8 protein-coding genes are annotated in these 12918 nt (G+C 34.3%); all 8 read left to right on the top strand.

What is annotated here, in order from left to right:
* Window positions 1–331 precede the first annotated feature (331 nt).
* The 8 genes from H8909_RS04770 to H8909_RS04735 all read left to right on the top strand — a co-directional run bounded on the left by H8909_RS04770 (window position 332) and on the right by H8909_RS04735 (window position 12899).
* Window positions 332–3739 carry a family 20 glycosylhydrolase gene (locus H8909_RS04770; RefSeq protein ID WP_238928218.1) on the top strand — a complete coding sequence of 1136 codons (3408 nt, stop codon included), beginning with the start codon at window positions 332–334 and terminating at the stop codon, window positions 3737–3739.
* Window positions 3740–3788: 49 nt separating this feature from the next.
* Window positions 3789–7769 carry a family 20 glycosylhydrolase gene (locus tag H8909_RS04765; RefSeq protein WP_187012041.1) on the top strand — a complete coding sequence of 1327 codons (3981 nt, stop codon included), beginning with the start codon at window positions 3789–3791 and terminating at the stop codon, window positions 7767–7769.
* A gap of 118 nt (window positions 7770–7887) precedes the next feature.
* Window positions 7888–9171 carry an amidohydrolase family protein gene (locus H8909_RS04760; protein ID WP_187012040.1) on the top strand — a complete coding sequence of 428 codons (1284 nt, stop codon included), beginning with the start codon at window positions 7888–7890 and terminating at the stop codon, window positions 9169–9171.
* 205 nt (window positions 9172–9376) lie between these two features.
* A complete protein-coding gene (locus H8909_RS04755; protein ID WP_187012039.1) occupies window positions 9377–9811 on the top strand; it encodes a PTS sugar transporter subunit IIA in 435 nt (144 codons plus the stop codon).
* Window positions 9795–10262, top strand: coding sequence for a PTS sugar transporter subunit IIB (locus H8909_RS04750; RefSeq protein WP_187012038.1), 468 nt, complete (start codon window positions 9795–9797; stop codon window positions 10260–10262). Before H8909_RS04755 ends, H8909_RS04750 begins: the two co-directional genes overlap by 17 nt.
* Window positions 10263–10264: 2 nt before the next feature.
* Window positions 10265–11035 carry a PTS mannose/fructose/sorbose/N-acetylgalactosamine transporter subunit IIC gene (locus H8909_RS04745; protein ID WP_187012037.1) on the top strand — a complete coding sequence of 257 codons (771 nt, stop codon included), beginning with the start codon at window positions 10265–10267 and terminating at the stop codon, window positions 11033–11035.
* The gene (locus tag H8909_RS04740) at window positions 11035–11847 is read left to right on the top strand and encodes a PTS system mannose/fructose/sorbose family transporter subunit IID (protein WP_187012036.1); all 813 of its coding nucleotides are present in this window, start codon (window positions 11035–11037) and stop codon (window positions 11845–11847) included. Before H8909_RS04745 ends, H8909_RS04740 begins: the two co-directional genes overlap by 1 nt.
* Window positions 11847–12899, top strand: coding sequence for a tyrosine-protein phosphatase (locus H8909_RS04735; protein WP_187012035.1), 1053 nt, complete (start codon window positions 11847–11849; stop codon window positions 12897–12899). Before H8909_RS04740 ends, H8909_RS04735 begins: the two co-directional genes overlap by 1 nt.
* The last annotated feature ends 19 nt before the right edge of the window (window positions 12900–12918 follow it).

Below are 12918 nucleotides of genomic sequence, written 5' to 3'. Positions count from 1 at the left end.
TCAACCTTTCTCATAATAACCTCCCCTGGAGGTTATAGTTTAACACGGCAAGTTGATATTGTCCCAATTGGGACAATATCAACTTGGATACATTAAGACATTATCATATTGGAATCAGAAAATATTACAAATTGTAAGCGTGCACTGTTGACATATCGTTTAAAACTCATGTATACTGTTGTCGAAGGATTGTTACTTTAAGTAGGCAAGACCGTCATTCATAGGCCCTTTTTAGGGTATCGTGAATGCGGTCTTTTTTTTGTTTCAATCTATCAAATTTAAGAGTGGAGGTGAAATCTTTAGTCTTATCAACAAAGAAAGAGGTGAAATAATGAAAGGGAAAAAAATTGTTGAAGTAGGCTTAGCTGCAATTATTGCGCTATCGGGAGTTGCTTCTGCAGCTGCACCAGCTTTCGCGGCACCTAATGTGATTTATCCAAATGTACAAAGCTACACAAAGGATTCAGACACATTTACATTGCCAAAGAAAAGCCGTTTACTTGTGGTTTCAAATGAAAAGTCACTTAATAATGAAGTGTTATTACGTGACTTGAAACGTGCAAGTTCGCAGTTAGCAGACAGAAGTGTTTTATCAGAAGCACCACAGATTGTTTTTGGTACATTAGAAAATGCTGCAGACAATGACATCATTGTAAAAATGGGAACTAACCCAGATTTAACTGGTAAGAATGATGCTTATGCAGTAGATATTAAGAATAATATTACTATTTCTGCAGAAGATGAAACAGGAATCTATTATGGTTTAACATCTGTGATCCAAATGTTAATTGAAGGTGACAATGTTTTAACTAAGGGAAATATTGTTGACTATTCAGATGTAGAAGACCGCTCATTCCATTTGGACTGTGCAAGAAAGTTCTTCACAAAGGATTGGATCATTTCATTAATCAAGGATTTATCTTGGCAGAAATACAATTCAATTCAGCTTCATTTCTCTGAAAACGAAGGTTTTAGATTACAGAGTGATACTCTTGAAGCAATTGATGGCTTCCAGTATGTAAACAACCAGTATTTAACTAAACAGGATATGTTAGAAATTATTCAGGTTGCAAATGAATATCATATCGAAGTTATCCCATCTTTAGACTCTCCAGGTCACCTTGGTGCAGTTCTAAGATATTTACCATCTGACTATAGCTGTGCAAGCTTATTCCCATCTGATGGTAGAAGAGCACAGTGCTTCAATATCTTTACAAATGACGAAGCACGTGGCTTCTTAATCGATTTAATGACTGAATTTATCGATTTCTTCTCAGAAGCTGGATGTAAGAGATTTAACATTGGTGGAGATGAATTCTTAGAAAAATTCTCTAACTTCTCCAATGAACAGTATGTACAGATCATGGAATACTTCAATGAAGTATCTGGAATCGTCAAGTCAAAGGGTATGACTCCTAGAGCCTGGAACGATGGTGTGATGTATGGAAACTATACTGGATATAAGTTAGATCCAGATATCGAAATCTGTTATTGGGCTGCTCCACAGAACTGTGCAAGCATTGAAAAGTTTGTAGCAAATGGTAACAAAGTTATCAACTACTCTGATATTTACATGTATTATGTATTATCTTCTTGGTGGTTACAGAATGCATGTCCTGAAGGGGATAGAATTTATAGAGAATGGAATCCTGGTAAGTTCTCTACATTACAGGGTGGCATTCCACAGACTTATAACAAACCTTATGCAAACTTTATTAAAGGTGGTTCTTATGCAATTTGGTGTGACGTTCCAGGTTATATGACTCAGGATTCAGTGGCCAATAACATCTTCTATAGAACACGTGCAACTGCATATAAGATGTGGAACACATCAGACTCAATGCCTGAATATGCAGATGTGAAGAAGGCATTTGATAAGATTGGACGCGTTCCTGGTTATAAGAGCGTGTTACCAGAACCAGGTCAGGTTCTTTATGAAGGACAGTCTGTTGCACTTACAATTGAATATAAGAATGAATTTGGACAGACTATTGAACCAACAGAAACTTTATATGGCTTAAAAGACAATGAATACACTATTGAACCTAAGGAACTTTATGGTTATAAGTTCGAAAAGGCAAGTGAATCATTAACAGGCGTATATAAAGAAAACAAAACAATCACTTTAACTTATAAGACATTCACTGATAAGGCACCATTAATCAATGAAGTGAATAATGCGTTAGTGATTAAGGATTATATTCCTGAAACAGTGAAGGAATATAAGGAAGCTCTAGACGTTGCGAAAGACGTTAAAGAAGATCCTTCAGCAGGACAGAAGAAAGTTGATGAAACATTAGCTACACTTCGTACTGCAAAAGAAAAAGCTGTAAAGGCTAAATTTTATAAGTTATATGTAGAAGCAAATTATCCAGTAAGTGATGCTGCTTATGCATCTGGATATCAGGCTTATATGAATGCCGTTAATAACGGAAAGAACACTCTTAAAGATGAAAACTTAGATGTTGAAACAGCTGAAACTGCTTATAACAACATTATGAACGCAAAGAAAGCATTAATTAAGAAAGCTGCAGATAAGCCTACAATTTCTGCAACTAAGGGATATTATAGCTGGTACTCATACAACAACATGATTGACGGTAACCGTAATTCTAAGTGTTGGTTTGGTGCTAACCAGACGGCTGGAGATGAAGTATTATTCACATTCCCAACTAAAGTAAAATTATCAGGTGTGAATGTTGTACAGGCAGCCCAGGGTGATATCTTACGTGATGCTGAAGTTCAGATTTCTGCTGATAAGGTAAATTGGACAACAGTAGGTACATTAAAGGATACTGATCCATTGGAAAAGAGATTTGACTTTGATGCTCAGGAAGTTAAGTATGTAAGAATCTACATCAATTCAGGATATGGAGCTTGGTATCAGATTTCTGAAGTTGAGTTCGTATTAGAAGCAATTGATGAAGATACTACATTAAAAGATTTAATTGAAAAAGCTAAGGAAGAAGATTTAGAAGGCAAGACAATTGCATCTAGAGATGAATTCTTAGAAGCACTTATTGAAGCTCAGAAAGCATTAGTTGCTGAAGATATCAAGAATGAAGCTATTATTAACCGCTTAAATAAAGCTATTGAAGGCTTAGTTGATGCACCTGTAGTGAATACAGATGCTCTTGTTAAAGCAGTTGCTAAAGCAGATGATTTAACTGAAGATGTAGTAAATAAAGCAATTAAAAAGAACGTTGAAGTATTCAACAAAGCATTAGCTGATGCTAAGGCTGTTCTTGCAAAGGGTGAACCTACTCAGGAAGAAATCGATGCAGCAGCTAAGGCATTAAATGAAGCGTTAGATGGATTAAAGGTTCTTAGAGGTAATCCAGAAGCTTTAAATTCAGCTCTTGAAGCTGCTAGTAAGAAAGACGAAAGCAAATATACTGCTGAATCTTGGGCAGCATTAATGGCTGTAGTAGAAGAAGTAAAGGCTATTGACTTAGAAAATGCAACTCAGAAAGAAATTGATAAAGCTGTAGCTAAGTTAAATAAAGCAGTAGACGCATTAGAAGAAAAGGTTGTAATTGAACCAGAAAAACCAACTGTTCCAGAAAAACCTACTGAAAAGCCAACAGAAAAACCAACTGAAAAGCCAGCAACTAAACCAGAAGATAAGAAGAATGATACTGTCAAGACAGGAGATTCTACTATGATTTTAGGTATGGTTGCATTAATGGCTGTTTCAGCTATCGTTTATAACTCTTTAAAAAGAAAAAAATTTAATTAATACGTAAGAGGCAGGTTTGCCTGCCTCTTACTTGATAGGGAATAATACAATGAACAAGAATAATATGAAACGTGTGTTAATGAGCGTTATGCTCGTTTCTTCTATGACTCTTTCAAGTGGTGCTATTGTGGCTCAAGCGTACAATGGTACATCAGCTATTACTGAAAGAACAATGACTAATGAACAGCTCGTTGCTGCAACAACACCTATCCTACAGTCATATACTAAAGATGCATCTGATAAGACATGGGTTATGACTAAGGATTCTAAGTTCGTTATTGTAGCTAATGAAGCTAACTTAAAGAATGAAAGACTTGCTGAAATTGTTAAATTAGTGAATTCTGAATTCATGGCAAAACAGATTGTTTCTAGTGATGCTCAGGCTATGCTTTATAATCAGGATGGAACACCTACTGATATCACTATCGATATCAAGCCTGTATCAGAAATTACTGATAAGACTACAAGTAAAGAAGCTTATAAAATTACAATTGATGATACTGGTATTCATTTAACTGGTGCAAGTGAAACAGCTGTATTATATGGTTTACGTACTATTGAACAGCTTTCAATTGCGAATAATAACACTTTAGCTTATGGTGAAATCGTTGATTATCCTAATGTTGCTGAACGTCGTATTCATGTAGATATGGCTCGTAAGTATATTTCTAAAGAATGGTTCATCAGACAGATCAGAGAAATGTCTTACTTTAAGATGAATGCAATCCAGATGCATTTCTCAGAAAACCTAGGTTTCCGTATTGAATGTGAAACAGATCCATCAATCGTATCTGAACAGCATTTAACTAAAGCTGATGTAAGAGAAATTCTTGCAGAAGCAAAGAAGTATGGTGTTAAAGTTATTCCATCATTTGACTCTCCAGGCCATGTTGACCAGATTTTAAGAGCACATCCAGAATATGGACAGGTAGATGCATATGGTAATAATTATAAATCAGGTTTAGATGTTACTAATCCTGAAGCGATTAAGTATATTTATAGCTTATATGATGAATATATGGAATTATTTGAAGGATGTACAGATTTCCACATCGGTGGCGATGAATATATGGAATTTGACCGTGCACCTTTCACTACTCAGTACAAGTCTGTATTAGATAATTATGCAAGAGAAAACATTGATCCTAATGCAACTTGGAAGGATGTTATTGCGAAATATATCAATGACTTAGCAGAACATGTACATGAAAAAGGATTTACTCCACGTATTTGGAATGATGGTATCTACTATGGAGAAAATTCATACTATGATAAGAAACAGCTGATCAAAATGCATAAGTATATTGGTATTGATTTCTGGAGTCAGATGTCTTGGAACTATAGTATCGCAAAACTTCAGACTTTCTTAGATAAGGGTCATGATACTATTTATAACGTAAATGCTAGTTTCTTCTATTATGTATTAAGACCATCTATGCCAAATGATGGACGTAAACAGCATTCATTTGATAACTTAAATTCTGATAAGTTAATCTTTGATGAATGGACTCCAGGTAAATTCCAGGCTAACACTATTGCTGATGATAACCCTGCTATTAAGGGTGCTTCACTTGCAATCTGGTGTGATAAGGCTGATGTATGTGATGAAGATACTATTACTGAAGATATCGCAAATGAAATGCGTGCACTTGCAACTAAGGCATGGAATACAAGTTCTAACAGCATTATTTCACATGATCAGTTCAAGGCTAACTATGCAAAACTTGGACATGTTGCAGCATTTGAAAAGGGTTCTACTTTACCAGATTCTGGATCAATCTTACCAGCTGATTCTTTAGGTAAAGTGACTATTAAATATGTAGATAAAGATGGTAAGGAATTAAAGAGTCCTGTAACTCGTTATGGTAATATCGGTGATGAATATAACTTCACTGCTGAAAAGATTTATGGTTATCGTTTAGTGTCTGATAAAGACAGTGCAACTGGTACATATAGTAAGAAGGGTGATACTTTCACTTTCACTTATGAAATCTACACAGATAAAACTGACTTAAAGGCTGCTTTAGATAATGCTTTAGATGAAAATGTATACATTGGTGCAACACTAGGTGAATATAAAACTGCATTAGATGAAGCACAGAAACTTTATGATGATAAGGATGCATTACAGCAGGATGTAGATGCTATCTTGACTACGTTAAATAATGCTAAGAAGAAAGCAGTTAAACGTGCTTATTATGCATTATGGGTAGAAGTAGAAAACCCAATGGCTGATAACGGATATGCATCAGGATATCCTGAATACTTAGAAGCTGTAAAGAATGGTAAGAAGGTTCTTTATGGTGAAGAAGTGACTGATGAAGCAGTAAAGACTGCATATGATGCATTAGTTGCTGCTAGAAATGGTTTAATGAAACGTGATGGTACTGTTCCTAGTATTGAAGCATCTGATGGATATTGGCAGTTAGGTGTATCTCCAAGTGATAAATATAGCTATGAAAAGATGTTTGATGGTAATAGAGAGACATTCGCTTGGTTCAATGATGCTCAGAAGGTAGGTAAACATATTACATTTACTTTACCTAAGACAGTAAATATGAGTGGTATTAAGATCTCTGCACCTGAAAGACCAGGCTCAGATATTATTAAGAATGCTGATATCATGGTTTCTACAGATAAAGAAAATTGGACAACTGTAGGTAATTTAAGAATGACTGCAGATACTCTTGAACAGTCATTTACATTTGATAAACAGTCAGTGAAGTATGTAAAACTTGTGATGAAAGAAGCAAGTGAAAGCTGGTATAAGATTGCAGAAGTACAGTTTACTTATGATCAGGTTGAAGAAACAACTGAACTTAAAGATTTATTAACAGAAGCTTATAATCAGGATTTAACTGATAAGACAAGTGATTCCGTTGATACATTCTTAGACGCATTAGTAGAAGCACAGAAAGCTTATGCAAGAGAAGATTTAAATAATGAGGAAGTAATCAATGCATTACGTACAGCAATGAAGAATTTAAAGGTAGTTTCTAAAGTAAATAAGGCTGATCTTGAAAAAGCAGTGACTAAAGCTGAAGCTATCTCTGAAGAAACATTAAATAAGGCTGTTAAGAAAGCACGTGATGCATTTACTAAGGCATTAAATGATGCAAAAGCAGTATTTGAAAACAAAGATGCTTCTCAGGAAGAAGTTAATGAAGCAACTAAGAAGCTAGAAGATGCTATTAAGGGCTTAGATGTTCTTAAGGGTGATACAACTGCATTAGATGCAAAACTTGCTGAAATTAAGAAATTAGATGAAAGTAAGTATACTGAAGAATCTTGGACGGCATTAATGAATGTTGTTGCAGAAACTAAGGGTCTTGACAAAGAAAATGCAACTCAGGTAGAAGTGGATGAAGTTGTGGCTAAGTTAACTAAGGCAGTAGACGCTTTAGAAGTAAAGGTGAATAAGGCTGAACTTGAAAAAGCAGTGACTAAAGCTGAAGCCATTTCTGAAGAAACTCTAAATAAGGCTGTTAAGAAAGCACGTGATGCATTTACGAAAGCATTAAATGATGCAAAAGCTGTATTTGAAAATAAAGATGCTTCTCAGGAAGAAGTCAATGAAGCTACTAAGAAGCTAAAAGACGCTATTAAGGGCTTGGATGTTCTTAAGGGTGAAATAACTGCTTTAGATGCAAAACTTGCTGAAATTAAGAAATTAGATGAAAGTAAGTATACTGAAGAATCTTGGACTGCATTAATGAATGTTGTCGCAGAAGCTAAGGGGCTTGACGCAGAAAATGCAACTCAGGTAGAAGTAGATGAAGTTGTGGCTAAGTTAACTAAGGCAGTAAATGCTTTAGAAGAAAAGGTTGTAATTGAACCAGAAAAACCAACTGTTCCAGAAAAACCTGAAATTAAGCCAGAAACAAAACCAGAAGTGAAACCAGAAACTAAACCAGAAGATAAGAAGGATGATACTGTTAAGACAGGTGATCCTACTTCATTATTCGGATTAGTATCTGCTATGGCTTTATCTCTAGCAGGTTTTGTATCTGTGAAGAAGAAAAAAGACTAAATCTTTGAAGGGATAGTGTAATGCTATCTCTTCTTTTTTTCTTACAAAAGAAGTGAGATGTATAAATTATAATGTGAAGTGAATATGATATCATAGATATAAGAGAGGGGTGAGCATAATGAAGGATGCTTATATTAATGGAAAAATAATAGATGGTACCAAGGAGATGCAGGTTAAGGAAGAATATGCGATTCTTGTAGAACAGGGGAAGATTAAGGATGTTGTTTTACAAGAAGAAGCTGATTTAACAGGCTATAATGTAGTTAATTTAAAAGGGAACTATATTATGCCAGGTCTTATTAATATGCATGTACACTTAGCAGGAAACGGTAAACCACAAAAGAAACAGAGAGATAATGCAAAGTTAGTAAACTTCTTAATGAGTAATCCACTTACTCGTGCTATTGCTCATAATATGGTGAGTGGGTTTGCGGAAATGGAGTTACTCAGTGGTGTCACTACGATTAGAACAGTAGGTGGTATTAGAGATTTTGATACACGTGTACGTGATGAAATTAATTGCGGGAAGAAGAGAGGTCCACGTATTTTAGCAGGTAATGAAGGTATTTCAGTCCCTCATGGTCATATGGCAGGGAGTGTAGCAATTGCAGCTGAAACAATTGATGATGCACTTTTACAGGTAAGTAAAGCAAAGGAACAGAATGTCGATTTAATTAAATTAATGATTACAGGTGGTGTTCTAGATGCAAAGGAAAGGGGTGTTCCTGGAGAATTAAAGATGGCTCCTGAAATGGTTAAAGCGGTTTGTGATAAAGCACATGAATTAGGCTTTAAAGTGGCTGCGCATGTAGAATCATCTGATGGTGTAAGAGTGGCTCTAGAAAATGGTGTAGATTCGATTGAGCATGGGGCAAAACTCGATGATCATATGATAAAGTTATTTAAAGAAAATCATGCATTCCTATGTACTACATTATCACCAGCCTTACCATATGCTTTATTTGATCGTTCTATTACTAACGCATCAGAAGTAGAACAGTTTAATGGTAAAGTCGTATTTGATGGAATTATAGAATGTGCGAAACAGGCATTAGAAAATGATATTCCTATTGTATTAGGTAATGACGTAGGATGTCCTTGGATTACACAGTATGACTTCTGGAGAGAACTATATTACTTTCATAAGTATGTAGGTGTAAGTAATGCATATGCAATTTATTGTGCGACATTACAGGCGGCTAGAATGGCAGGTATTGATGATGAGACTGGTTCTATTGAAGTAGGTAAGTCAGCTGATATGATTGTGATGGAAGAAAATCCATTAGATGATTTACTGGCATTAAGACATATTGAATCTGTCATCATGAGAGGGCATAGAATTGATCATCCTACTAATAAGATCAATGAACAGGTAAAAACTGAATTGGATAAGTTCTTATAATGGTGTGGATCCCAATGAGGGATCCTTTTTTGATTTCCTTATGATAGGTGAAATAAAGTACAGTAAAATGAAAACGCTATCTAAATTTCACTAATTATAGTGAAATTTAGTACATTGAGGATATACAGTTTGTTGAGTAAGATATATGTGAGCTTAGTAAAAGATGTATTCACGTGAAAAACATAAATAAAAAGAGGAGGAAATTATGGGAAACAAAGCAGCATTATTGTTAATGAGTCATGGTGACTTTGCAACAGAAATTATTAAGAGCGCTGAATTAATTATTGGAAAGCAAGATAACTATGCAACTTTAGGTGTTCACATTGATGATCAAATTGATGATTTAAAGGAACAGATGTTCAAAAAAATAGAAGGTTTAGATACATCAGCTGGTTTAGTGGTATTTACTGATATTGTTGGTGGTTCACCAATGAACTTGGCACTTAATTTATTAAGTATGGAAAATGTAGTTGTTTGTTCGGGTTTGAACTTACCGATGTTATTGGAATGTGCATTTAATAGAGATAAGTCAGTTGATCAGATTGAGCAAGTATTAAAGGCAGCATATAAGAATGGTATGACAATTTTAGATAATAGTTCATTTAATCAGGAGGAAGATGAAGATGATTGTATTTTGTAGAATAGACGACCGTTTAATTCATGGTCAGGTTGTTACTACTTGGGTAAATGTTAAAAATATTGAATCAATCATTGTTGTTAATGATAAGGTGGCAGGCGATAAAATTCAGAAAAATATTTTAGCAATGGCTGCTCCTGCTGGAATTAAAGTACATGCATTTGGAGTGAAGCAGTTTGCTGATATTACTAAGAAGCAGCCAATTAAGAAAAGAACAATGCTATTATTCACAAATAGTATTGATGTTTTAGAACTAGTTAATTATGGTGTGGAAATTCCTGGTTTAAATATAGGTGGTATGAGATATCAGGAAGGTAGAAAGCAGTTAACAAAAGCGTTATCTGTAACACCAGAAGAAGAAACAGCATTTAAAGAATTATTAGATAAAGGTATCGATGTAACAATTCAGATGGTACCAAATGATGAAAAGAAAGATATTAGGGAGGTTATTTAAAGATGACTAGTGCTTTATTAGTAGCTATTTGGGCAGGTCTTTGTGCTCTAGATGATATTGGAACACAGATGTTAAGAAGACCATTATTAATTGCTCCAGTAGTTGGATTAATTATGGGTAATTTACAGGCAGGTTTAATGATAGGAGCAACACTTGAAGTTATGTGGATGGGTGTAGGTAACGTAGGTGCTTATTCTGCTCCAGATATGATTTCAGGTACTTGTATCGGTACAGCTTTAGGTATCGCTTCTGGAGGAACAGAAGTAGCAGTTGCATTAGCTGTGCCAACATCAATTTTAGCTCAGCAGTTATTAGTTATTTATAAAACTGGTATTGTTGCATTAAACCCTATTGCTGAAAAAGTAGCTGAAAGCGGTGATTTTAGCAAGATCTTCAGATTAAATTATATTCCAATGGTTATCGCTTTCTTAATTAGAGCAGTGCCAACATTTATTGCTATTTATTTAGGTGCTGGAGTTATTGATACAATCGTTGCTGCACTACCTGCAAATATTATGGGTGGATTAAAAGTGGCTGGATCTGTTATTCCTTCAGTTGGTATTGGTTTATTAATGTTAATGATGATTAAAAAAGCAGAATTATGGACATTCTTGATTGCTGGTTTTGCATTAGCAGTTTATTTAAACTTATCAGTATTACCAATTACATTAATTGCTTTACCAATCGCATTAATCTATGACTATGCTATCACTAAGCCAACTGTAACTGTAAGTGAAGTAAATACAGAAGATGAAGGAGACTATGATTTATAATGGAAAAGAGAACAAACAAGATCACTAAAAAAGATCTAGACAGAGTATTCTGGCGTATGCAGGTTTTAAACGTTACAAATAACTTTGAGTCTATGCAGGCTATTGGTTTCTTATCAAGTTTTGTTCCTGTTTTAGAAAGATTATATAAAGATAGACCAAAAGAAGAAAAAGTTGAAGCTATGAAGAGACATTTAAAGTTCTTCAACTCTCACGTTAACAGTGACGCCTTAATTCTGGGTGTTGCAGCAGCTATTGAAGAAAATACTGATGAAGATGAAAAGGATGTAGTAACTTCTGTTAAGACAGGTTTAATGGGTCCTTTAGCTGGTATTGGTGATAGTGTACTAAAGTTCACTTGGTTACCAATCTGTGGTAGTATTGGTGCTGCTTTAGCATTAAATGGTAGTGTGTTAGGTCCAATCTTAATGTTCTTACTATATAATGTTGTAAACGTTGCTACTAAGTATTATGGAATTCATTTAGGTTATAGCAAGGGTATGGACTTAGTAAATGAAGCTGGAGGCGGAGTTTTACAGAGAGTTACTAACATTGCTAATGTAGTAGGATTAATGGTTGTAGGTGCTTTGATTGCATCAGTAGTTAAGATCAATGTACTTCTTGAATTTGGAGCTGCTAAGAACGTTATCAAATTACAGGATTTATTTGACAAGGTTATGCCTGGTTTCCTAGGGCTACTAATCACAGTTATTGTTTATAGAATTTTAAAGAAAACAAATGGTAAACATGCTCCACTTATCATTATCGCTCTAATGGTTATTTGTATTGTGTTAAAAACAGTGGGAGTTGTATAATGGAAGAAACAAGTTTGAGAGTTCCAGTAGAAGTAACTAAAGTAGATAATAAATATCATTTTGTTTTTAATAAACATATTAATAAGTTGAAAAAGATTAGCTTATTTGAATCAAAAGACCAAGAGCATAAAGAAATTATTACTTCTGAATTAGATCAATTTGATGTAGAAATTGATAATGAAATTATTCATCCTTTGTTTTTTGTAGAAGTTGAATCTCAACAGTATATTGTTGGTGAAAGAACTTTACCGGTAGAAGGAATGAATAATTTTAGAGATATGGGTGGTTATGAAACTTATGATGGAAGAACAGTTAAGTGGAAATTACTTTATCGTTCAGATCACATTCATAATGCATCTTTAAAAGGTTTAGAATACTTAAAGGCATTAAACATTAAAACTATTATTGATTATCGTAGTGAAGATGAAAGAGGAAAGTATCCAAATAAAGTGATTGATGTAAATATTAAGACATATTGTTTGGATCCAGATGCTCATACAGCTGAATTAGCAGCACAGTTTACATCTGATAAAGCAAACGAAGATGAAAACTTAGTTAAGAAGATTATTAGTCAGAAAGAAAAAGGTGTACTTGTTAACAGATATGATATTGTGATGGAACAATATAAGAACTTTGTTAATAAGGAAGAGTGTAAGAAAGCTTTTTCTAAGATGATTAAAGTGATTGCTGAAGAAAATTCAGCTCCAGTAGATCAGCATTGCCGTGGTGGTAAAGATAGAACTGGTTATGGTTGTATGTTATTATTAGGCTTATTAGGAGTAAAAAAAGAGTATATAATTTACGATTATATGCTTACTCATAGTAATCGTGTAAAAAGAAATGCTGTGAAAATGGAAAAGTATAAGAAGTTTACAAATGACCAGGTAGTATTAGATTATTTATACTCACTTATAGATACTCAGCCAGAGTTTATTGATGCATCTTATGATGCAATCATGAGTGAGCATGGAAGTTTTGAAAATTATGCCAAAGATGTACTTGGAATTACAGATGAAGAAATCAGCAATTTAAAACAACATTATTTGGAATAATGTAAGGGAGGAATAGAGC

The sequence above is a fragment of the Catenibacterium faecis genome (assembly GCF_014306455.1).
Taxonomy (GTDB): Bacteria; Bacillota_I; Bacilli_A; order Erysipelotrichales; family Coprobacillaceae; genus Catenibacterium; species Catenibacterium mitsuoka_A.
The sequence above is the reverse complement of the archived record's forward strand: the minus strand, read 5'-3'. Positions and strand labels throughout refer to the sequence as shown.

Coding starts and splice junctions, on each gene's coding strand:
- H8909_RS04770 (WP_238928218.1), top strand. CDS start 332: ATGAAAGGGAAAAAAATTGTTGAAGTAGGCTTAGCTGCAATTATTGCG.
- H8909_RS04765 (WP_187012041.1), top strand. CDS start 3,789: ATGAACAAGAATAATATGAAACGTGTGTTAATGAGCGTTATGCTCGTT.
- H8909_RS04760 (WP_187012040.1), top strand. CDS start 7,888: ATGAAGGATGCTTATATTAATGGAAAAATAATAGATGGTACCAAGGAG.
- H8909_RS04755 (WP_187012039.1), top strand. CDS start 9,377: ATGGGAAACAAAGCAGCATTATTGTTAATGAGTCATGGTGACTTTGCA.
- H8909_RS04750 (WP_187012038.1), top strand. CDS start 9,795: ATGATTGTATTTTGTAGAATAGACGACCGTTTAATTCATGGTCAGGTT.
- H8909_RS04745 (WP_187012037.1), top strand. CDS start 10,265: ATGACTAGTGCTTTATTAGTAGCTATTTGGGCAGGTCTTTGTGCTCTA.
- H8909_RS04740 (WP_187012036.1), top strand. CDS start 11,035: ATGGAAAAGAGAACAAACAAGATCACTAAAAAAGATCTAGACAGAGTA.
- H8909_RS04735 (WP_187012035.1), top strand. CDS start 11,847: ATGGAAGAAACAAGTTTGAGAGTTCCAGTAGAAGTAACTAAAGTAGAT.